The sequence below is a fragment of the Caballeronia sp. J97 genome (genome assembly GCF_905220305.1).
Taxonomy (GTDB): domain Bacteria; phylum Pseudomonadota; class Gammaproteobacteria; order Burkholderiales; family Burkholderiaceae; genus Caballeronia.
Genome location: NZ_CAJMZL010000001.1, coordinates 824,975 through 846,979 on the forward strand (window position 1 = coordinate 824,975; position 22,005 = coordinate 846,979).

Sequence of the window (22,005 nt, forward strand, 5' to 3'; positions counted from 1 at the left end):
TTCGACCGCGCGACGCCTTTTTCCTTCTAGTCCCTTCGTTTCGCCTCGATCATCATCGCGTCGAGCTCGAACGAATCGTCGTCCTTCACGCCGAAATATTCGCGCACCTCGTCCGGCGCGCTCTTCCACATCGATCTGATTGCCGTCACGCGTTCGGCCGGCGTGCGCATGCGCGTCACCCACGATTCGAATTCCAGCGCAATGCGCCAGCGCTCGGTGATCTGCGCGTCGAAACCGGCGTCGTCGAGCATCGCGATCCACTCGTCGGCGCGGTAGTCGCGGATATGCGAGGCATCGCGCAGAATCTCGATCGCCTGAATGTGCGTGTCGTAGAGCGGATCGTCGATGCCGGCGATATCGATGAACTTCAGCCTCCCGCCCGGCTTCAGCACGCGATGCACTTCCTTCAATGCGGCCGGCACGTCGCGCCAGTGATGCGCGCTCATGCGGCTGACGGCCCAGTCGAACGTGCCGTCGGCGAACGGCAGCGTTTCGGCCGCGCCCTGTTGCGTGCGGATGGTCGTCAGGCCGCGTTCCTTCGCGGCCGCCTCGACGGTCGCGAGCATTTGCGGGGCAATGTCGTACGCGACGATCTCGCGCACGTGCGGCGCGATCGCGAAGCTCGCGTGTCCCGCGCCGCACCCCATGTCCAGCACGCTCGCGTTGCCGCACGTCGCCGCGAAGGTCGCGGAGAGATTCTGCAGATCCGCGCCGCTCGCGTGGACGGCGCTCGTGAGATAGGCGGCAGCGGTGCTGCCGAATGCGTCTGCGACCTGGTCGTGATGTTTCATCGCGGTTTCCGGTTGAGTGTGGGGAAGTCTGCCCGTTACGCCGTTACAATAGAGCCCGTCTTGTACCAGTACAAGTTGTGCATTTATTCTGGTATGCACACCACCTGCCACGCATGAATCGCATCGACAAAATCGAACCGCTCCCCGAAACGCCCGCGCGTGCGCTCGGCGAGTTCATCCGCGCCCATCGCGAACGGCTGTCGCCGCAGGCCGTGGGCCTCGCACCCGGTCCGCGCCGGCGCACGCCCGGCCTGCGCCGCGAGGAAGTCGCGCAACTGTGCGGCGTGAGTCCGACCTGGTACACGTGGATCGAGCAAGGCCGTCCCGTGTCCGCTTCCGCCGACGCGCTCGCGCGCATTGCCGTCGCGCTGCAGCTTTCGCGCGCCGAACGCGCGTATTTGTTCGAACTCGCCGCCCAGCGCGATCCCGCCGAGCCCGATCCCGCCTCGCAAGACGCGCCGGCCGCGTTGCTCGAAACCGTCGCGCTGATCGGCGCGCCCGCCTACGTGCTGGACCGCCAGTGGAACGCGCTGCGCTGGAACGAGCACGCGTCGGCGTTGTTCGTCGGCTGGCTCGATGGCGAGCATGACCGCAACCTGCTGACCTACACGTTCACGTCGCCGCTGGCGCGCGCGTTGATCGTAGACTGGGAAACGCGCGCGCGGCGTCTCGCCGCCGAATTCCGCGCCGATTCGATCCGCCATCTGAACGATGCTCCGACGCGCGCGCTCATCGACACCCTGAGCGCCGCGAGCGATGCCTTCACGCGCTACTGGGCCTCGCAGGACGTGTTCGAGCGCGAAGGCGGCGAGCGCGCGTTCAATCATCCGGCGCGCGGGCGCATCGTGTTCAATCAGATCACGTTCAAGCCGGCGCATCGGGAGGATTTGAAGCTCGTCATCCTTGTCGGGAACGAGTGACGCCATTTGTTAAAATCATAGGCTTCCGGCTTGCCGAACGAGCCGCTCCAACCGCAAAACACATCACCATGACGTCCCAACTCCACAAAAAAGGCGAAGCCTGGTCGGCTCGCTTCTCCGAGCCGATGTCGGAACTCGTCAAGCGCTACACGTCGTCGGTGTTCTTCGACAACCGGCTCGCGCTCGTCGACATTCAAGGCTCGCTCGCGCACGCGTCGATGCTCGCGGCGCAGAAGATCATCAGCGCCGACGATCTCGCCGCCATCGAGCGCGGCATGGCGCAGATCAAGGGCGAAATCGAGCGCGGCGAATTCGAGTGGAAGCTGGATCTGGAAGACGTGCATCTGAACATCGAGGCGCGCCTGACCGCGTTGATCGGCGATGCGGGCAAGCGCCTGCACACCGGCCGCTCGCGCAACGATCAGGTCGCGACCGATATCCGCTTGTGGCTGCGCGGCGAGATCGACCGCATCGGCGATCTGCTGAAGGATCTGCGCGGCGCGCTGATCGACATGGCCGAGCAGCACGCCGACACCATCATGCCGGGCTTCACGCACCTGCAGGTGGCGCAGCCGGTGACGTTCGGCCATCACCTCCTGGCCTATGTCGAAATGTTCACGCGCGACGCCGAGCGCATGCGCGATGTGCGCAAGCGCGTGAACCGTCTGCCGCTCGGCGCGGCGGCGCTCGCCGGCACGAGCTACCCGATCGATCGTCACGCGGTCGCGAAAACGCTGGGCTTCGACGGCATCTGCGCGAACTCGCTCGATGCGGTGTCCGACCGCGACTTCGCGATCGAATTCACGGCGGCCGCCGCGCTGGTGATGACGCACGTGTCGCGCTTCTCCGAAGAACTCGTGCTGTGGATGAGCCCGCGTGTCGGCTTCATCGATCTCGCGGATCGCTTCTGCACGGGTTCGTCAATCATGCCCCAGAAGAAGAACCCGGATGTGCCCGAGCTCGCGCGCGGCAAGACCGGCCGCGTGAACGGTCATCTGATGGCGCTGCTCACGCTGATGAAAGGTCAGCCGCTCGCGTACAACAAGGACAATCAGGAAGACAAGGAGCCGCTCTTCGATACCGTCGATACGGTCGCAGACACGCTGCGCATCTTCGCGGAAATGGCGGCGGGCATCACCGTCAAGCCGCAGGCGATGCGCGCGGCGGCGCTGCAAGGCTTCTCGACGGCGACCGATCTGGCGGACTATCTGGTGAAGCGCGGCCTGCCTTTCCGCGATGCGCACGAAGCGGTCGCGCATGCGGTGCGTGTCTGCGTGGATCGCGAATGCGATATCGCGGACCTGTCGCTCGAAGAGATGAAGAAGGAATTGCCGAACGTCGCGCATCTGATCGGCGACGACGTGTTCGAGTTTTTGACGCTGGAAGGCTCGGTCGCGAGCCGCAATCATCCGGGTGGCACCGCGCCGGATCAGGTGCGCGCGGCGGCGAAGGCGGCGCGCGCGGCGCTCGGCTGACGAGGCGCTTCGGCTGTTTCGAACGATGAGGCCCGCTTGCGCGGGCCTTTTTCTTGAGCCGTCCTCCGCGCATTTCATCGATGCGCTCACCTGTTCAACCGATGTATTGCGATGAATCGCCGCGAGAAAACAAGCGCGAAATGCGAAACGCCGCTTGTCACATCGACCTCTCTCGCGCCGCACTTCGAAATGCCTTTCTCCAGTCACGCGCGAATGTAAATTACCTAGATAACATCTGAAGGAAAACTAATGATCAAACTCAGGCTCGCATAGAAATGGTTCCGGCGCGGCCGCTTTCGCGCCGAAGCATGAATCCGCGCGACGGCGCACCGCGCTGCCTTCAATCATTCAGTCAGGGCGACCGGGCACGAACATGCGGCATCGCGGCGGGTGCGGGCCGCCGGCATTTCATCGTCGGCGCATTTATCATGTCGATCATTCAACGATTCGACGCGCCAGGCGCCCACGTCATGATCATCCGCCCCAAGCTGCACTGGTTCCGGCTGCTGTTCGTCTGGCGCGGCTCCGTGCTGCCGCAGTTGCTGCCGAGGCTCACGCTCATCTTCGCGCTGTCGGTCGTGGCGATCTTCATGCACGATCACATGCGCACCTATCCGATCGGCCTCGGCACGCCGCCCTTCGCGCTGGTCGGCATCGCGCTGGCCGTGTTCCTCGGCTTTCGCAACAGCGCGAGCTACGAGCGCTGGTGGGAAGGCCGCAAGCTGTGGGGATCGCTCGTCATCACGGCGCGTTCGCTCGCACGCCAGGCGATAAGTCTGCCTCATCCGGCCGATGCCGCCGACACCCGGCGCGTCGTCGCGGCGATCGGCGGCCTCGCGCATGCGCTGCGGCACCAGTTGCGCAGCACCGATGCCCGCGACGATCTCGCATCGCGCCTGCCGCCCGAACTGCATGCGCGCGCCTGCGCGGCGCAGTTTCCCCCCGCGCTGATCCTGCTGTGGCTCGGCGAATGGGTGGCCGAACGCAAGCGCGAAGGGGTCATCGACGGCTATGCGCAACTCGCGTTCGAGCACAACCTGAATGCGCTGTCGGCGGTCATCGGCGGATGCGAGCGGCTGACCTCGACACCGCTGCCCTTCTCCTATTCCGTGATGATCCATCGCACGATCTATCTCTTCTGCGCGCTGCTGCCGTTCGGCCTCGTCGATGGCGCGGGCCTGCTCACGCCGCTCTTCGCGTTGCTCGTCGCGTATGCATTCATGGCGCTCGAGGCGATCGCCGCGCAAATCGAAGACCCGTTCGGCCTCGAAGAAAACGATCTCGCGCTGAACGCAATCTGCGCAACGCTCGAAGCCGCGTTGCACGACATGGTCGCCGATCCCGCCTTCGAGCGCCCGCCCACGACGCCATCGCACGCGCCCAGCTACATCCTGGATTGACGCGCCGCCGCTTTGATCAACGCGCTTTTCACGAACGCGAAACGGATTCGCCGCCGATTTGGTTCATAATGCGCGCGGTTCAACCCGGAGATTAGTTTTGAAACTCTTTTACAAAGCCGGCGCATGCTCGCTGGCCTCGCATATCGCGCTCGTCGAATCGGGCTTGCCGTTCGAGATCGAAGCGGTCGATCTGAAGACGAAAATCACCGCGAGCGGCGCGGATTTCACGCAGATCAATCCGAAGGGCTATGTGCCCGCGCTGCAGCTCGACAACGGCGAAGTCATCACCGAAGGTCCGGCGATCATGCAATACGTCGCGGATCAGGCGCCCGCGAAGCATCTCGCGCCGCTCGCCGACGCGATGGCGCGCTACCGGCTGCAAGGCTGGCTGACGTTCATCGGCACCGAGCTGCACAAGAATTTTTCGCCGTTCTTCAACCCGGACGCGAGCCGCGACTGGAAAGCCGCCGCGATGGCGAATCTCGAGCGCCGTCTCGGCTATGTGGCGCAGCAAGTGGATCGCGCGCAATACCTGCTCGGCGACGAATTCAGCATCGGCGATGCGTATCTGTTCACGGTGCTCGGCTGGGCGAAGCACATCGATCTCGACCTCGGCAAGTGGCCCGCGCTCGTCGCCTATCAGGCGCGCGTGGGCGCGCGCGCCGGCGTGCAAGCGGCGTTGAAGGCCGAAGGACTGATCTGAGTCCGGACCGCGCGACGGTCTTCAACGCATGACAGCGAACGGCCTCCTTCGGGAGGCCGTTTGCATCTGCGCGCCGCATCGGCGATGTCCGAATAACATCTGTGAATCACGACTCGCTTCGGGATCCGATCGATGCAACAAGCCGCATCGCCGCAATCTGCACCGTGAGTGCGCCCTGCCGTATCCTGCTGGACGGCACGGTGGTGCCGGCGAACATCGACACGGGCGCGGCGCAAAGTTTCGTCGTGTACGGCGAAGCGCCCTCGCAGGCCGCGCCCGCTCGGGGCCAATATCGCGACATGATCACCGCGACGATCACCTTCCTACGCGCAACGCGCCGTTCAATCCCGCACGCAATCGACGAAGTACTCGATGCGCCCGTTGATCATCTCGCCGACGAGCCCGTGGATATCCGTATGGAAACCGGGGAAGCGCTCGTTGAACTCACGCGCGAAACGCAGATAGTCGACGATCGTGCGGTTGAAGCGCTCGCCCGGAATCAGCAACGGAATGCCCGGCGGATACGGCGTCAGCAGGATCGAAGTCACGCGGCCTTCCAGCTCGTCGATGGGCACCCGGTCGATCTCGCGGTGCGCGAGCTTCGCGAACGCTTCGGACGGTTTCATCGCCGGCTCCATGCTCGACAGATACATCTCGGTCGTGAGACGCGCGATGTTGTTCGCGCGATAGACGCTGTGGATCTGCTCGCACAGATCGCGCAGGCCGATGCGCTCGTACGACGGATGCTGCGCGATGAACTCCGGCAGCACGCGCCACAGCGGCTGATTGTTGTCGTAGTCGTCCTTGAACTGCTGGAGCTCGGTGACCATCGAATTCCAGCGGCCTTTGGTAATGCCGATCGTGAACATGATGAAGAACGAGTAAAGCCCCGTCTTCTCCACGATGATGCCGTGCTCCGCCAGATACTTCGTCACGATCGCGGCGGGAATGCCGGTCTCGCCGAACTCGCCGTCCACGTCGAGTCCCGGCGTGATGATCGTCGCCTTGATCGGGTCGAGCATGTTGAAGCCCTGCGCGAGCGCGCCGAAGCCGTGCCAGCGGTCGTTGGGCTTGAGCATCCAGTCCTCGCGGTCGCCGATGCCCTCTTCGGCCAGCGCTTCCGGACCCCAGACCTTGAAGAACCAGTCGTCGCCGTATTCGGCATCGACCTTGCGCATCGCGCGGCGGAAGTCGAGCGCTTCCGCGATCGATTCCTCCACGAGCGCCGTGCCGCCCGGCGCTTCCATCATCGCGGCGGCGACGTCGCACGACGCGATGATCGCGTACTGCGGCGACGTCGACGTATGCATCAGATACGCCTCGTTGAAACGATGGCGGTCGAACGTGCTGTTCTCGCTGTCCTGCACGAGAATCTGCGACGCCTGCGAAATGCCGGCGAGCAGCTTGTGCGTGGAATGCGTCGCGAACACGAGCGCGCCCGTGCGCGGACGGCCCGCGCCGATCGCGTGCATGTCCTGATAGAACGAGTGAAATTCGGCGTGCGGCAGCCAGGCTTCGTCGAAGTGCAGCGTGTCGAGCATGTCGCCGAGCAGGTCCTTGATCATCTCGACGTTGTAGATCACGCCGTCGTACGTGCTCTGCGTGATCGTCAGAATGCGCGGCTTGATTTTCGGGTTCTTCGCCAGCGCTTCGCGCGCGAACGGATTCGCCTCGATTTTCCTGCGGATGTTCTCCGGCTTGAACTCGTCGCGCGGAATCGGGCCGATGATGCCGAAGTGGTTGCGCGTCGGCGTGAGGAACACGGGGATCGCGCCGGTCATCATGATCGCGTGCAGGATTGACTTGTGGCAGTTGCGGTCGACCAGAACGATATCGCCCGGCGCAACGGTGGCGTGCCACACGATCTTGTTCGACGTCGACGTGCCGTTGGTCACGAAAAAGAGATGGTCCGCGCCGAAGATTCGCGCCGCGTTGCGCTCCGACGCCGCGACCGGGCCGGTGTGATCGAGCAGCTGGCCGAGTTCTTCCACCGCGTTGCAGACGTCCGCGCGCAGCATGTTTTCGCCGAAGAACTGGTGGAACATTTGCCCCAGCGGATTCTTCAGGAACGCGACGCCGCCCGAGTGTCCCGGACAGTGCCACGAATACGAGCCTTCGTCCGCGTACTGCACCAGTTCCTTGAAGAATGGCGGCGCGAGCGCATCGAGATAGACGCGCGCCTCGCGGATCACGTGCCGCGCGACGAACTCCGGCGTGTCCTCGAACATGTGAATGAAGCCGTGCAGTTCGCGCAGGATGTCGTTCGGCAGGTGGCGCGAGGTGCGCGTTTCACCGTACAGGAAGATCGGAATATCGGCGTTGCGGCGGCGCACGGCCTCGATGAACGCGCGCAATGCGACGATCGCCGATGCGAGTTCCGGCGTGTCGCCTTCGACGACGACGTTATCGGCGTAAGGCAGCAGTTCGTCGTCGTCGATCGACAGAATGAAGCACGACGCGCGGCTCGACTGCTGCGCGAACGCGGCGAGATCGCCGTAGCTCGTCAGGCCGAGGACTTCGGCGCCTTCTTTCTCGATCGCCTCTGCGAGCGCCCGGATGCCGGAACCCGAAATGTTCTCGGAGCGAAAATCTTCGTCGATGATGACGACGGGGAAGCGGAACTTCATGAGGCGATTCTCCAAATGGAACGACCGCTGCCCGAGTCGCAATCTCGAGGCCAGCGGTCTTTCGACAAGCGTTTGCCGTGTGCGTTTCTAAAATGCGCCCGATGCGCGGCGAATATCAGGTTTTCGGCAGCGTCACGCCGTGCTGCCCTTGATACTTCCCGCCGCGATCCGCGTACGACGTTTCGCACATTTCATCGCTTTCGAAGAACAGGACCTGGGCAACACCCTCGTTCGCGTAGATTTTGGCAGGCAAAGGTGTCGTATTCGAGAATTCGAGCGTGACATAACCTTCCCATTCCGGCTCGAACGGCGTCACGTTGACGATGATCCCGCAGCGCGCGTACGTCGACTTGCCGAGACAGACGGTCAGGCACGAGCGCGGAATGCGGAAATACTCGACCGTGCGCGCGAGCGCGAAAGAATTCGGCGGAATGATGCAGACATCGCCCTTGAAGTCGACGAACGATTTCTCGTCGAACGCTTTCGGATCGACGATGGTGGAGTTGATGTTGGTGAAGATCTTGAATTCGTCGGCGACGCGGATGTCGTAGCCGTAGCTCGACGTGCCGTAGCTCACGATCTTGCGGCCGTCCTCGGTCACGCGCACCTGATCGCGCACGAACGGCTCGATCATTCGGTGCTCTTCGGCCATGCGGCGGATCCACTTGTCGGACTTGATGCTCATAGGGGACGCTACTCAACGGTGAACGGCTCGGGTCTCGCGACCGCCGCCTGCGGTGAAACGGGGCATGGCAGGCGGCGGTTTTCGCCGCGCCGGCCAAACGAAAGCGGGTATTTTACGCGATTGAGCCGCCGCACCGCGCGCGGCGTGAGCGGCCGCGGTGACTAGCGCCGGATGACGCCGCACGCGAGCGCGGGGCCCACGTTGTGCGGCGCATTCGCATACGGGTCCATGGCTTCGCGATGCAGCATGATCGCGCGAGAAATGATCGAGCGCACGCCGTCGAGAGAGACATCGGTCGCGACGATGAAGCCGGTCGCCGCGCCGGTCGCGTCCGCATGGATATTGCCGAGTTCGCCTTCGAGGCGCGACGCTGTTCTCCTGCGATCCGAAGGCAGCGCGAACACCGGGCTCGCGTCCTGCCCGTTGACGGCGATGCAGTCGCCGCGCTCGTGAACGGTGAGCGCGTGATCGCTGTTCGGTGGCATGTCGGTGAGGTTGTAGGAGACCTGCACGCCGTCCGCGCGCTCGATCAGCGTGACGGTGCCGCGTGTCGTGTTTCCGGGCGTCGGCTGAAGCAACGCGTCCGCGCGCTTTTCGTGATTCTGGAAGATGAGTCCGCAACCGCTCAGCAAGACGCTGCAAGCGGCTATCGCGATCGAGGCGTGAAGCGCCCTTCCGTCGAATCTGTGTCTCATGCGATCCTCTCGGCGGCCCGCCGACGCCCGGTGCGTCGACGCTGCCGCCCATCGAAGGCGACATGATACCGCGAGCCGCATTGCACAAGGCTCGCGCAGACTCGATCGTTCGCTCGAAATCAGGTGTTCTGCACGACGATGCTCGGGAACTTCGATGTCATGTCGCGCTGGCGCTCCGCAATCGAGATCGCGACGCGGCGCGCGATCGCGCGATACGTCTCGGCGATGCGGCTCTCCGGCTGCGACACGACCGTCGGCTGGCCCGCGTCGGTGCGCTCGCGAATGGCGATATCGAGCGGCAAAGACCCGAGGATCTCGACGCCGTATTCCTTCGCCATGCGCTCGCCGCCGCCCGCGCCGAAGATGTGCTCTTCGTGGCCGCAGTTCGAGCAGATGTGCGTGCTCATGTTCTCGACGATGCCGAGAATCGGAATGCCGACCTTCTCGAACATCTTCAAGCCCTTCTTCGCATCGAGCAACGCGATGTCCTGCGGCGTCGTGACGATCACCGCGCCCGTCACCGGCACCTTCTGCGACAGCGTGAGCTGGATGTCGCCGGTGCCCGGCGGCATGTCGACGACGAGATAGTCGAGATCCTTCCAGTTGGTCTGACGCAGCAATTGCTCGAGCGCCGAGGTGACCATCGGGCCGCGCCAGACCATCGGGTTGTCCTGCTCGATCAGGAAGCCGATCGAATTCGCCTGGATGCCGTGGCCTTCGAGCGGATTCATCGTCTGGTTGTCGGGCGATTCGGGACGGCCGGTGATGCCGAGCATCATCGGCAGCGACGGACCGTAGATGTCCGCGTCGAGCATGCCGACCGATGCGCCTTCGGCGGCGAGCGCGAGCGCGAGATTCGCGGCCGTCGTGCTCTTGCCGACGCCGCCCTTGCCCGACGCCACCGCGACAATGTTCTTGACGTTCGGCAACAGCTTCACGCCGCGCTGCACGGCATGCGCGACGACCTGCGACGAAACGTCCACGTTCACGTTCGTGACGCCGGCAACCTGACGCAGCGCGCCTTCCACTTGCGCGCGGATCGCGCCGAACTGGGTTTTGGCCGGGTAGCCGAGCACGACGCTCACCGCGACGTTCCCGCCGTCGACGGAGACATTGCGAATGCTTTTCGTATCGACGAACTTGCGGTTGGTGTTGGGATCGGTCAGTGTGGCGAGTGCGGCGTCGATCGTCGCGCGGTCAATGCTCATCGAAACTCCATGGAACGGTTGTTGCTAATGCCGTCGGCGCGCAACAACAAGCTGAAGAATTTGAAAGTATTTGTTAGCGGTATTGCGTTGCGAGGCGCGCGCATAGCACTATCCCGCTGCAAATCTTTCCGGGGACGCATCCTGCCGGGCGTTCGGCGCCTCTCTCATCATTGTAGAGGCTCGCCCGGAAGCTCGTCCGAAGACCCTTTCGCACTGTCGGCCCACGCGCCAAACCGTTTGTTGAATCAAGGAGATCGAACATGAATACTAAGCTGATGACCCGCCTGTCCGTGGTTGCCCTGGTGGGCGCACTCCTGGCCGGCTGTCAAACGCAGCAGGGCACTAACACCGCAGTCGGCACGGGCGCGGGCGCTGCGACCGGCGCTGCGATCGGCGCGATCTTCGGCGGCGGCAAGGGCGCGGCGATCGGCGCGGCCGCCGGCGCGGCGACGGGCGGCATCGTCGGCTACAACTGGCAGTCGATCAAGAACAAGATTTCGGGCGACTCGAAGGGCACTGGCACGCAGGTGACCGAGCAGCAGGACGGCTCGCTGAAGGTGAATATTCCGAACTCGATCTCGTTCGACACGAACAGCTACGCGATCAAGCCGTCGTTCGATCCGGTGCTGAACTCCGTCACGCAGACGATGCAGCAGCATCCGGAGTTGATCGCAAGCGTGGTCGGCCACACGGATAACACGGGCCAGGCGGCTTACAACCAGACGCTGTCGCAGAACCGCGCACAGAGCGTGTCCTCGTACATCGCGACGCACGGCGTCCCGGCACAGCGTCTGTCGGCGTCGGGCATGGGCCAGAACCAGCCGATCGCGGACAACTCGACGGAAGCCGGCCGCGCACAGAATCGCCGCGTGGAAATCTATCTGCGCGCCACCGCGCAGCCGGGTCAAGTGCAGTAAAGCGTCTGATTTGAAAGGAGAATCCACTGTCGCGAAGACGGCGGCGAAAGCACGGGCCGAGCGGCGTTCAGTCGTCTGAAAAAAAATTGAAACTTGGACGCAGTGCCGCTGTCTGTCTTTACGGTGGGTGGATGGCGAGGCCATCACCTGCCATTCTCCTCTTGTCGTTGTTGCTCCGGGGCCCGATTGGACCCCGGTTTTTTTTGGGCGCTCGAAATACGTTTTTCCGCGTTTCGAATCACGCCACAGAGATTTTCAAGCGCTTGCCCAACGACAGAAGCGCGGCCTCGATCGCTTCGATCTTCGACGAATGACGCGGGTCGAGCAGGCGATCCACCTGCGGCATATGGACGTTGAGCCGCCGCGCGAGCTCGGACTTGCGCACACCCTGGCGGATCATTTCATTGGCCAGCAGCACCTTCGATACGACGAGCGCAGGCAACGTCACGACCGGCTGGCCTTTCCTGGGTTTCGACGGCATGGGGACTTCGCGCTTCTCGTCGAAATAGATTTCGATGGCGCTTTCCAGTGCATCAAGCCCTACGATGAGCGCCTCGTCTTTGTCTTCCCCTACGGAAACGGCCTCCGGAATGTCGGGAAAGGTGACCAGATAAGTGTTGTTCGTGTCGAGTTCCAGATTCACTGGATAGGACAGCATGACGGTGTGTTCTCTAAAAACTTCGGTCCCTCGCTTATTTCAGCCCATGCGCCCTCCGCGAGTATCGAAGGCTCAAAAATACAACACGAATGTTGTCTTCTGCTAAGCGATAACACAACTTTTTTGTTGTATTTTTTGCTTGCGCAAAGGCATCTGTTCGCACTACAGGCTCACGACTCCGCCCGCCCATCCCCACCCTGCTAAAATCGAATTCCGCCTTTTTTCACAACCCCAAGCACTCCCCACCGGGCCGCGCCTTTATGTCAGCACCGATTTCAGCCACTGCCGCCGCGTCTGCCGCCCCGAGCGGCCAACGCCAGATCCTCGTCACGTCCGCGTTGCCGTACGCGAACGGCCAGATTCATATCGGCCATATGGTCGAGTACATTCAGACGGATATCTGGGTTCGGACGCTGCGAATGCATGGCCATGAGGTCTACTACGTCGGCGCGGACGACACCCACGGCACGCCGATCATGCTTCGCGCCGAGAAGGAAGGCATCACGCCGAAACAGCTCATCGAGCGCGTGTGGAAAGAACACAAGCGCGATTTCGACAGCTTCGGGATCTCGTTCGACAACTACTATTCGACCGATGCCGAGGAAAATCGCGTGCTCTGCGACTCGATCTACGGCTCGCTGCAGCAGGCGGGCCTCATAGAGTCGCGCGACATCGAGCAGGCCTACGATCCGGTCAAGGAAATGTTCCTCCCGGACCGCTTCATCAAGGGCCAATGCCCGAAGTGCGGCGCCAAGGACCAGTACGGCGACAACTGCGAAGTCTGCGGCTCGACCTACCTGCCGACCGAACTCATCAATCCGTACTCGGTCGTCTCGGGCGCGACGCCGATCCGCAAGACATCGACGCACTATTTCTTCAAGCTCTCCGACCCGCGCTGCGAAGAATTCCTGCGCGGCTGGGTGAGCGGCCTCGCGCAGCCCGAAGCCACCAACAAGATGCGCGAATGGCTGGGCGACAAGGGCGAAGCCAGGCTCGCCGACTGGGACATCTCGCGCGACGCGCCCTACTTCGGCTTCGAGATTCCCGGCGCGCCGGGCAAGTACTTCTACGTCTGGGTCGATGCGCCCGTCGGCTACTACGCGAGCTTCAAGAATCTCGCGGACCGCGTCGGCCTGGATTTCGCCGAGTGGGTGAAGCCCGACTCGAAGACCGAGCAATATCATTTCATCGGCAAGGACATCCTGTATTTCCACACCCTGTTCTGGCCGGCGATGCTCGAATTCTCCGGCCACCGCACGCCGACGAACGTGTTCGCGCACGGCTTTCTGACCGTCGACGGCGCGAAGATGTCGAAGTCGCGCGGCACGTTCATCACCGCGCAGAGCGTGATCGACACGGGCCTGAACCCCGAGTGGCTGCGCTACTACTTCGCCGCGAAGCTCAACAGCACGATGGAAGACATCGACCTGAATCTCGACGACTTCCAGGCGCGCGTGAACAGCGATCTCGTCGGCAAGTACGTGAATATCGCGAGCCGCGCGGCGGGCTTCCTGATCAAGCGTTTCGACGGCCGCGTGCAGGACAGCGCGATGCATCATCCGCTCATCGGGCAACTGCGTGCGGCGATTCCGCAGATCGCCGGCTTCTACGAGTCGCGCGAGTACGGCCGCGCGCTGCGCACGACGATGGAACTTGCCGATGCCGTCAACGCCTATGTCGACACCGCGAAGCCGTGGGAACAGGCGAAGGATCCGGCGAACGCTGTCGCGCTGCATGAAACCTGCAGCGTGAGCCTCGAAGCGTTCCGTTTGTTGTCGCTCGCGCTGAAGCCGGTCCTGCCGAAGCTCATCGAAGCGGTCGAAGCGTTCCTCGGCATCGCGCCGCTCGTCTGGGCCGACGCCACGAAGCCGCTGTCGTCGGCCAGCGCGATCAACGCGTACAAGCATCTGACCACGCGCGTCGATCCGAAACAGATCGAGGCGTTGCTGGCCGCGAATCGCGAATCGCTGCAACCGGGCGCGGAGGCCGCTGCGGCGGCGCCCGCGAAAGCCAGTGCGAAGGCCGTTGCGAAGAAGGATGAGGACTCGGGCGTCATCTCCATCGATGACTTCGCGAAGGTCGATCTGCGCATCGCGAAGATCGTCGATTGCAAGGCGGTCGAGGGTTCCGACAAGCTGCTGCAACTCACGCTCGATGTCGGCGAGGAAAAGACACGCAACGTGTTTTCGGGCATCAAGTCGGCTTATCAACCGCAGGATCTGATCGGCAAGCTGACCGTGATGGTCGTGAACCTCGCACCGCGCAAGATGAAGTTCGGGATGTCGGAAGGGATGGTGCTGGCGGCATCGGCGGCGGATGAAAAGGCCGAGCCGGGGCTTTATATCCTGGAGCCGCATGGCGGCGCGAAGCCGGGGATGCGAGTGAAGTAAGACGCATCGAAAGCGAAGCTGAAAAGACGAAGGGCACGCGAAACGCGTGCCCTTCTTGCTGGTGAGCGCGTGATGTCAGTCCGCGTCCGGCGACGATGACTCCACCGCCGAAGCGCCTGCCGGCGCCGATGCCGAATCGGCAGCCGACGCCCGCGAAGCCGACGCGGATGACGACCACAGCCGCGCCCACGAATTGAACCGGCGCGTGTAAGACAGATCGACGCCCTGATACGTCCCGCCATACACGGTGACGGCCCAGAAGCGGGACAGGTTCAGCGTCGCCTTGACCGCGTTGCTCGCCGATTGCAGGCCTTGCTCGTAGCCGATCACGAGCCGCTCGTTGATCGCCTTCGACAGCAACACGACTTGCGGATCGGTCAGTCCGACCTCGCTCGATCCGACGGTGAACTCGTCCAGCCCGACCGTTTGCGCGATCTTCGCGCCGCCCTTGCTGCCGAGCAGCGCAAGCGCGCTCGTCATCGCGCTTTGCTGCCCGACGTTATTGCCCTGATCCGTGCCGTGGCCGAACAGCAGCCACGAGAGCTTTTCGTTGTCGGGCACGCTCGGCTCGGAGATCAGCCTCGCGACCGGCGCCTGCACGGTGCCCGTCACCTGCACGCCGGCCTCGACTTCCTGATTGCGCCGCATCGCCAGAATATTGAGCCCCGGATTCGCCACGGGCCCATTGAACGTGAAGTAGCCGTTCTCGATGTTCAGCTTGCGCCCGAACGCGGTGTACGACGATCCCGGCGTCGTCACGCGCACGTTGCCGACCGCGCGCAGCGGCATGTTCGGCGCGCTCGTCGCCGTGATCGTGCCCGCGAGGCCGAGATCCGCGCCCGCGCCCTTGAAACGGAATTTCTGTCCCAGATTGATCTCGATGTTCGCGCGCGGCGTGAACGGCCCCACCGGCTTGCCCGTGGCGGCGGTCAGTTGCTGGTTGTCGCCTTTGATCGTGCCGTCGGGGCGTTCGATCACGACATCGTCGCCGAGCGAGGGTGCGGAGGATTCCGGCAAATCGATGAGCGCGTGATCGACGGTGAACTTGCCATCGATCGCCATGCCGCCCTGCAGTCCCGCGTTCGCGATCGTCGCGCTGCCGGACAGCATCAGCTCGCGATCCGGCGACGCGAACAACTCCAGCTTGTCCGCGATGATGCTCGCGGTCAGATCGGGCTGCTGCTGATCGAGCCGCACCTTGCCGGTCGCGCGCAGCGTGCCGCTCGCGCCGTGAAACTCGACACGCTGAAAATCGACCAGATTCTCCGACAGCGCGATGCGGATGATGCCGTCCTTCAGTCGCACGCCCTGGTCGACGACCGTCGCGGAAATGTTGTCACCGGTCAGCGAACCCGACAGATTCGGCTTCGCGACGATGCCCGCGATCACGAGCTTGAGCGCGATCTTGCCGCCGAGCAGATAGTTCGCGCCGAGCAGGCCGCCCGTCGTGCGCAGTTCCGGAATATTCGCGTCAATGCCCCCGGTGAGCGGGGCATTGTCATCGATGGTGAGCATGCCGTCGCGATTGACGAGCGGCGTATGCACGTTGGCATCGATCACGCCGATACGGCTCGCCTGCGCATGCAGCGACGCGTTCAGCCGGTTGCCGTTGGTGAAGTCCGCGCGCGCGGCGATATCCGTGATGCCGAGCGCGGACAGGCCGCGCGTGCCGTCGATCGTCACGTCGCCGCCGCGGCGCCTGAGCTGCGCGTAGCCCGTCGCGCTCGCGCCGAGCGAGAAGTTCCAGTCGCCGTCGAAGACGAGGTCGGTGCGGATCGGCGGCTCCGCGCCTGTCAGTTCCTGGCGCACGTCGAGCAGATGCGGCACCGACAGGTTCGTGAGCGTGCCCGCCGACTGCACGCGGCCGTTCTCCATCGCGAACGACTTCAGGTTGAGCACCGCGCCTTCGGCGACCAGCCTCGTTGCGCCGAGCACGAGGCGCTTCGGACCGTAGCTCACCGAGAGCGGCGCTTCGAGATTCAGCGACGGCGTGCCCTTGTTCGACAGCTTCGTGATCGCGCCGTCCCAATGCGGGCCGTCGGGTGCATCGGTGAACTTGCCGTTCGCGCCGAGCGCGAGATTCACCGGCTGGCCGCGCACCTTGCCGGTCGCGCTCAAATCGAGCGTGTGATGCGTGCGCGTGCCGTTCAGGTTCGCGTCGAGATTCGCGATGTCGATGCCTTCCGTGCTCGCGTCGCGCGCCTTCAGCGTGAAGACGAGCGCGCCGTTCGCGCCGTCGCGGATATCGGCGCGGCCTTCTGCATGGCCGAGGCGATTCGCGCCGAACGCGACGCCATCGGCCTGATAGTTCGCCGCGATGTTCGGATGCGCGATCGAGCCGGTCAGGTCGCCGTCCGCCTTCACCGTGCCCGTGATGCCGAAGCCGAGCCGCTCGAGCGCGGGCGCATCGACCTTGAAGCGCAGCCGGTCGCCGGGCGCGCCGAAGCTGCCGTTCAGGTCGACGTTGTTGCCCGCCACCGACAGTGCCGCCTTGCTCGGTAGAAGACGCGTGCCCGCGACCTGCACGGTGCCCTCGCCCGTCAGCGGCAGATTGTCGTACATGCTGTCGGTGAGCTTGAACGTCGCCTTGGTCGTGAGCGTCGGCGCGAGCTGGCCCGATGCGGCCAGCGTGCCGTTCACGCGCGCTTCCACGACGCGCGGCGGCGCGGCGGGCTTGCTCGCCGGCTTCGCGCCTTTCTTCGCCGGCGCGGGCTTCTGCGCGATCAACTGCTGTTGCAGCAGCAGCGGATTGAAGTCGACGATTTTCGCCTTCAGGTCGTAGCTCGAATTGGCGTCCTTCTTCAGCACGCCGTTCGCTTCGACGCGACCCTTGCCGACCGTGAGCTTCACGTCGTCGAGCGTGGTCTGCTTCGGATCGAGCTTCACCTTCGCTTGCGCGCGGATCGCGGCTTTCGGATCGTTCAGGTCGGCGGCGATGCTCTGGGTGTCGCCATCCAGCACGATGCCGATCGGCCCGGCGAAATCCGTCGGGCGCAAGGTCGGCTCGATCGCGTTCAGATCGAGCTTCGCCACCTTCAGGTCGAACTTGCCCTTCCCGCCCGCGAGCGCGCCGCCGCCCGTCACGGTCGCGTTCTTCAGCAGCCGCACGTCGAGATCGGTGATGCTTTGCGCGGACGCGTCGAGCCGCACGTTGGCGTGCGCGTCGATGAGCGGCAGCAGTTTCTTGTCGATGGAACCGGGCTTCGCGTTCACGATCGACACCGGCCCGGCGACGATGAACGCCTTCGGGTCCGCGCCTTCGACGGGCTTCACCTCGGCACGCACCGCGAGATCGGCTTCGGGCGCGCCCGGGCTGAATGCCTGCGGATTCACGTGATCGAACGTGACCAGCGCGGATTTGAGCGGCACGTCGGCGAACGGCAGCGCTTCGACGTGCGCCTTGCCGTTCAGCTTCATGCCGCTCGCGTCGACGTCCGCGACGAGGTCTTCGAGCGAGCCGGAAAGCCGCGCGCTCACGTTCACCGTTTCGTTGTTGACCTTGCCGGCATAGCCCGCGTCGCCCGAAAGCGGGAACGGGCGCGCGCCGCCATCGAGCTTCAGCGACGCCGTCACCGCGCCGAACGGCGTGTCGAGACGCTGGACCGTCGCGTCGTGATGCTGGCCGTCGCTGTGGCCATTGAACAGCAGGCGCGAGAATTCGGTCGTCGTCGTGCCCTGATGCAGGCGCAGCTTCTCGACGGACAGATCGTTGATCGCCAGTTGAATCGGAATGCGCAGATCCTTCGGCAGTTCCGTTTTCTTGCTCGGCTCGGTCGACGGCGCGATGCGCGCATCGACCGTTCCGATATGCAGATAGTCGATCGTGAAGCGCAGCGGCTCGCGCGTGAGCGCCCAGCGGCCCGAGACGCTGTCGACGGCGATGTCCGTGCCCTTGCCGTCTTTCCAGTGCACGTCGCGCAATTGCAGGCCGGTCGCGATCGAGCCGCCATCGAGCTTGCCGCTCAGTTGCCCCTTGAGTAGCGAAGTCGCCGCGTCCCACGCGTAGCGCGTGCCGCGTTCGGAGGTCAGCACATAGAGCACGCCGCCGACCGCGAGCCCGACGATCAGCACGACGACGAGCACGAGCGCGCCAAGCCAGCGCGCGAGACGGCGCCAGCCGCGCTTGCGCGGCGGCGTCTCTTTCGCGCCGCCGTCGCCGCCGCCGATGTTTCCGGGCGGAGGTGCTTCGGCGTCCGCTTGCCTGGTCGGGTCCGTCATGCCGGTTCAGTGTCCTTCATCGTTCTCACGCGCATCAGAACGCAATGCCGAGCGTCAGATACGGCTTGACGCTCTTGTTTTTCAATCCATACGCCAGGTCGACGTTGACCGGGCCGACCGGGCTGCGCCAGCGCACGCCGACGCCCACGCCGGGCTCGAACACGCGCTCGCTCCAGGTATCGGTCGCGGTGCCGATGTCGAAGAACACCGCGCCGCCCCAGTCGTGTGTGAACCAGTGCTGATATTCGCTGCTGCCGGTCACCATGTATTTGGTCGGGAGGATGGAGCCCGCCACGTTATTGCCAATACTCAGATAGCTGTAACCGCGCACCGAGTTCGCGCCGCCCGCGCGGAACAGCAGCGATGCCGGCACACCGCTCGACGGCCCGCTCGTGAACACGCCGCCGAACTCCGCGCGGAACACCAGCAAATCGTTCTTGCCGAGCGGCACATATTGCAGCGCGTTGGTGTACAGGCGCGCGAAAGTCTGGTCGGCCATCACGTTCTTGACGGCGAAACCCGCCTCCGCGCGAATGATGTTGCCGCGGCGCGGGAACAGCGGATCGTCGACATCGCGGCGCACCCAGCTCCACGCGGGCACGAGCGCGCGCGCCGTCGACGGGTTCGGCTCGTTCTGCGTCAGGCGGTCGTCGTAGAACGTCAGCGAATATGACGTGTCGATATTCTGGCGCGAGCGCGAACGCTGCACGCCGACGCGCGCGCTGTAGATCTTCGTGCTCGACACATCGGTGATCGTGTACGAGCCGAACACGGCGTTGACCCAGCCGTGCGAATCGGGCGGCATCGCGAGCTGCACGCGGCCGTACTGCTGCGTCTGGTCGAGCCGCCCGGAGATCGTAAACGGATAGGCCGCGCCGAACGTATTCAGATAACTGTAGGCGCCCTGAATGTGGAAGCCCGTGTCCGTCGCATAACCCACGCCGTAGCGGATGCTGTTGTACGGATACTCGCTCACCTTCACATGCAGCGGCGTATCCACCGGCTCGTTGACGTCGTTGCCCACGTCGATGGCCACGCTCGCGTAGTACGGCGTGTTCTGGATCTGGCGCTGCAACTCGTTCACGCGCGCGACGTCGTATACCTCCCCTTCGCGGATCGGATTCACGTGATCGACGATCCACGCGGGATAGCGCTTCGGGCCGCTCACATCGAGCTTGCCGAGCGTGAAGGTCGGCCCGCTGTCGAAGGTCACGGAGAGATCGGCCAGATGCGCGCGCGGATTGATGCGCGCCTGCGAGCGCACGATCTTCGCGCCGAGATAGCGCTTCGATTGCAGCGCCCTGAGCGCGGCGTTCTTCGCGTCGTCCCAGCCGCTTTGCGTGAAAGGATCGCCTTCGCTGACCGAAAACGCGAAACGCGCCGCGTTTTCCTGCGCGCGGTCTTCGGTCGTCACCGCGCCCGTGAAATGCAGTTGCACCGAGGCGACCGTGGTCCGCGGGCCGGGATCGACGCTCACCTTGACGCTGCGTTTGTCGTCGACGGTTCTGAAGTCCGTGCGCACGACCGGCGTGAAATAGCCCTGCGTCGCCACGAGGTCGCGCACGTCCTTCGGCGTTGCGGTGACGAGGAACTGGAACTGGTCGTCGCTCACGTCGTCCCGCTTGGCGAAACGCGCGATGTCGAGATTGTCCTTGAGCAGCGATTTCACGCCGCGCGGCGCATCGATATCGACATCGTATTTGGCGAAAGCAGGCGCGGCGAGCCCGAACGCGATGAACGCGACGATCAGGGCCGACAAGCGGCCCGCGCCTGGCGGCTTCACGCGCAACGCGCGCAGCGGATCAAACGAACGCCCCGCCAAACGTGACCTCCGGCATCGGGAATGAGTGGGATTGAAAGGTAAGGTGCGGCCGACGCAATCGGGCGCAGGCGCTATTTCACCATATCGGCATGCGCGCACGCCGCAAAAGCGGCCGGCCTCGCGCCGGAATGCGCCTTTGGACGGCCCCGCGCCGGCGGGGTTCCGCGAAACCTGCACGCGCGTGCGGCTTCCGGGCGTGGACGAGCGGCGCGGCGATATGCGTTGCCGTCGCACGCTTGCGGTAAAATTGCGCGCAAAGGCAAAATCATAGGCGAAATGCGGACTGCCGCGTTCGCCGACATTGTCATAAAAGGCGCACGCCTCGACCCCAACGGAAGCCGGATCATGTATCAGTCGGATATCACCCAGTTCATCAATCAGTTGAAAGAGCAAAAACCGTCGCTGGAAGAAGAACAGCGCCGCGGCCGCGCGCTTCTGTGGGACAAGCAGCCGATCGACCTCGACGAGCGCAGCCAGCAACAAAAATCGCGCGTGAACCAGACGCCGTACGTCTACTACCAGAACTTCTGAACGTGAGCGCAGCCGACCGCGCGCCTCAATCGTCGGCGCAATCGTCCGCGCATTCGCCGGCCGAGTCGAAACGCGACGAGGCGCGGGAAGACCGCGCGGTGGCGCTCGCCACGCCCGCGACGGATTCGACGCCCGACACCATCGACGGCGTCGCGATCGCGCATCTGTACGGCGAGCCGCTCTGGAAGCTGCCCACCGACCTGTACATCCCGCCCGACGCGCTCGAAATCTTCCTCGAAGCGTTCGAAGGCCCGCTCGACCTGCTGCTCTACCTCATCCGCAAGCAGAACTTCAACGTGCTCGACATCCCGATGGCGGATGTCACCGCGCAATACCTCGGCTACGTCGACCAGATCCGCGAATCGAATCTGGAGCTGGCGTCGGAATATCTGCTGATGGCGGCGATGCTGATCGAGATCAAGTCGCGCATGCTGCTGCCGGTCAAGAAAGCGGACACCGGCGAGGACGCCGAGGATCCGCGCGCGGAACTCGTGCGGCGCCTCCTCGAATACGAGCAGATGAAGCTCGCCGCGCAGAAGATCGACCAGTTGCCGCAGCTCGGGCGCGATTTCCTGCGCGCGGACATCTATATCGAGCAGGCCGCCGAGCAGCGCTTCCCCGACGTCGACATGAACGACCTGCGCGCCGCATGGGCCGACGTCATCAAGCGCGCGAAGCTCGTGCAGCATCACAAGATCTCGCGCGAGGAGCTTTCGGTGCGCGAGCACATGAGCGTGATCCTGCGGCGCCTGCAGAACGCGCGCTTCATGGAGTTCACGGAATTGTTCGACACCTCGCGCGGCGTGCCGGTGGTCGTCGTGAACTTCATCGCGATGCTGGAGCTGTCACGCGAATCGCTGATCGAGATTACGCAGCCCGAGCCCTTCGCGCCGATCTACGTGCGGCTCGCCTATTCACCTGCCTGATTCTTCTTATCCTTTCCTCGTGGCGGTTAGTCTGGCCGC

General features: G+C 64.1%; 16 protein-coding genes. 8 read left to right on the forward strand and 8 right to left on the reverse strand.

Features of this window, described 5'->3' with window-relative positions:
- Positions 1-26 precede the first annotated feature (26 nt).
- Complete coding sequence (locus U4Y90_RS03775; protein ID WP_321792293.1) at positions 27-791, reverse strand: class I SAM-dependent methyltransferase; 765 nt, start codon at positions 789-791, stop codon at positions 27-29.
- A gap of 113 nt (positions 792-904) precedes the next feature.
- Here U4Y90_RS03775 and U4Y90_RS03780 point away from each other — a divergent pair, with 113 nt between their 5' ends.
- From U4Y90_RS03780 to gstA, 4 genes are all read left to right on the forward strand, one after another.
- On the forward strand, positions 905-1,711 hold the full coding sequence (locus U4Y90_RS03780; RefSeq protein WP_321792295.1) for a helix-turn-helix transcriptional regulator: 807 nt from the start codon (positions 905-907) through the stop codon (positions 1,709-1,711).
- 68 nt (positions 1,712-1,779) lie between these two features.
- Entirely contained in the window at positions 1,780-3,186 is a 1,407-nt protein-coding gene (gene argH / locus U4Y90_RS03785) for an argininosuccinate lyase (protein ID WP_321792297.1), read from the forward strand.
- Between the two features lie 470 nt (positions 3,187-3,656).
- Positions 3,657-4,586 (forward strand): bestrophin family protein, encoded by a 930-nt coding sequence (locus U4Y90_RS03790; protein WP_321792299.1) that lies wholly within the window; start codon positions 3,657-3,659, stop codon positions 4,584-4,586.
- Between the two features lie 97 nt (positions 4,587-4,683).
- On the forward strand, positions 4,684-5,289 hold the full coding sequence (gene gstA / locus U4Y90_RS03795) for a glutathione transferase GstA (protein ID WP_321792300.1): 606 nt from the start codon (positions 4,684-4,686) through the stop codon (positions 5,287-5,289).
- Positions 5,290-5,630: 341 nt separating this feature from the next.
- Here the strand turns inward: gstA and U4Y90_RS03800 are convergent, their stop codons facing one another.
- From U4Y90_RS03800 to apbC, 4 genes are all read right to left on the reverse strand, one after another.
- Positions 5,631-7,916, reverse strand: a complete 2,286-nt coding sequence (locus U4Y90_RS03800; RefSeq protein ID WP_321792302.1) for an arginine/lysine/ornithine decarboxylase — start codon at positions 7,914-7,916, stop codon at positions 5,631-5,633.
- Positions 7,917-8,031: 115 nt separating this feature from the next.
- Positions 8,032-8,601, reverse strand: a complete 570-nt coding sequence (gene dcd / locus U4Y90_RS03805; RefSeq protein WP_062610084.1) for a dCTP deaminase — start codon at positions 8,599-8,601, stop codon at positions 8,032-8,034.
- 161 nt (positions 8,602-8,762) lie between these two features.
- Positions 8,763-9,296, reverse strand: a complete 534-nt coding sequence (locus U4Y90_RS03810; protein ID WP_321792307.1) for a superoxide dismutase family protein — start codon at positions 9,294-9,296, stop codon at positions 8,763-8,765.
- A gap of 119 nt (positions 9,297-9,415) precedes the next feature.
- Positions 9,416-10,504: an iron-sulfur cluster carrier protein ApbC gene (apbC, locus tag U4Y90_RS03815; RefSeq protein ID WP_321792309.1), complete on the reverse strand. Its 1,089-nt coding sequence runs from the start codon at positions 10,502-10,504 to the stop codon at positions 9,416-9,418.
- 260 nt (positions 10,505-10,764) lie between these two features.
- On the opposite strand from apbC, the gene U4Y90_RS03820 reads away from it, so the two are divergent.
- Positions 10,765-11,421 (forward strand): OmpA family protein, encoded by a 657-nt coding sequence (locus tag U4Y90_RS03820; RefSeq protein ID WP_321792311.1) that lies wholly within the window; start codon positions 10,765-10,767, stop codon positions 11,419-11,421.
- A 238-nt stretch (positions 11,422-11,659) separates the two neighbouring features.
- Here U4Y90_RS03820 and U4Y90_RS03825 read toward each other — a convergent pair whose 3' ends face one another.
- Complete coding sequence (locus tag U4Y90_RS03825) at positions 11,660-12,064, reverse strand: type II toxin-antitoxin system HicB family antitoxin (RefSeq protein WP_321792313.1); 405 nt, start codon at positions 12,062-12,064, stop codon at positions 11,660-11,662.
- 275 nt (positions 12,065-12,339) lie between these two features.
- Between U4Y90_RS03825 and metG the strand changes: the two genes are divergently transcribed.
- Positions 12,340-14,469: a methionine--tRNA ligase gene (gene metG / locus U4Y90_RS03830; protein WP_321792315.1), complete on the forward strand. Its 2,130-nt coding sequence runs from the start codon at positions 12,340-12,342 to the stop codon at positions 14,467-14,469.
- Positions 14,470-14,544: 75 nt separating this feature from the next.
- Here the strand turns inward: metG and U4Y90_RS03835 are convergent, their stop codons facing one another.
- Positions 14,545-18,687 (reverse strand): translocation/assembly module TamB domain-containing protein, encoded by a 4,143-nt coding sequence (locus U4Y90_RS03835; protein ID WP_321792317.1) that lies wholly within the window; start codon positions 18,685-18,687, stop codon positions 14,545-14,547.
- A gap of 34 nt (positions 18,688-18,721) precedes the next feature.
- A complete protein-coding gene (locus tag U4Y90_RS03840) occupies positions 18,722-20,509 on the reverse strand; it encodes an autotransporter assembly complex protein TamA (RefSeq protein ID WP_415749286.1) in 1,788 nt (595 codons plus the stop codon).
- Between the two features lie 342 nt (positions 20,510-20,851).
- On the opposite strand from U4Y90_RS03840, the gene U4Y90_RS03845 reads away from it, so the two are divergent.
- Together U4Y90_RS03845 and U4Y90_RS03850 are read left to right on the forward strand one after the other, a co-directional pair.
- Positions 20,852-21,040, forward strand: a complete 189-nt coding sequence (locus U4Y90_RS03845) for a DUF3460 family protein (RefSeq protein WP_321792593.1) — start codon at positions 20,852-20,854, stop codon at positions 21,038-21,040.
- A 98-nt stretch (positions 21,041-21,138) separates the two neighbouring features.
- Entirely contained in the window at positions 21,139-21,966 is an 828-nt protein-coding gene (locus U4Y90_RS03850; RefSeq protein ID WP_321792595.1) for a ScpA family protein, read from the forward strand.
- Positions 21,967-22,005: the final 39 nt, after the last annotated feature.

Excerpts from the sequence above, each read along its gene's own strand:
- U4Y90_RS03775 (WP_321792293.1), bottom strand. The coding sequence starts at position 791 with ATGAAACATCACGACCAGGTCGCAGACGCATTCGGCAGCACCGCTGCC.
- U4Y90_RS03780 (WP_321792295.1), top strand. The coding sequence starts at position 905 with ATGAATCGCATCGACAAAATCGAACCGCTCCCCGAAACGCCCGCGCGT.
- argH (WP_321792297.1), top strand. The coding sequence starts at position 1,780 with ATGACGTCCCAACTCCACAAAAAAGGCGAAGCCTGGTCGGCTCGCTTC.
- U4Y90_RS03790 (WP_321792299.1), top strand. The coding sequence starts at position 3,657 with ATGATCATCCGCCCCAAGCTGCACTGGTTCCGGCTGCTGTTCGTCTGG.
- U4Y90_RS03800 (WP_321792302.1), bottom strand. The coding sequence starts at position 7,916 with ATGAAGTTCCGCTTCCCCGTCGTCATCATCGACGAAGATTTTCGCTCC.
- dcd (WP_062610084.1), bottom strand. The coding sequence starts at position 8,601 with ATGAGCATCAAGTCCGACAAGTGGATCCGCCGCATGGCCGAAGAGCAC.
- U4Y90_RS03810 (WP_321792307.1), bottom strand. The coding sequence starts at position 9,296 with ATGAGACACAGATTCGACGGAAGGGCGCTTCACGCCTCGATCGCGATA.
- apbC (WP_321792309.1), bottom strand. The coding sequence starts at position 10,504 with ATGAGCATTGACCGCGCGACGATCGACGCCGCACTCGCCACACTGACC.
- U4Y90_RS03820 (WP_321792311.1), top strand. The coding sequence starts at position 10,765 with ATGAATACTAAGCTGATGACCCGCCTGTCCGTGGTTGCCCTGGTGGGC.
- metG (WP_321792315.1), top strand. The coding sequence starts at position 12,340 with ATGTCAGCACCGATTTCAGCCACTGCCGCCGCGTCTGCCGCCCCGAGC.
- U4Y90_RS03835 (WP_321792317.1), bottom strand. The coding sequence starts at position 18,687 with ATGACGGACCCGACCAGGCAAGCGGACGCCGAAGCACCTCCGCCCGGA.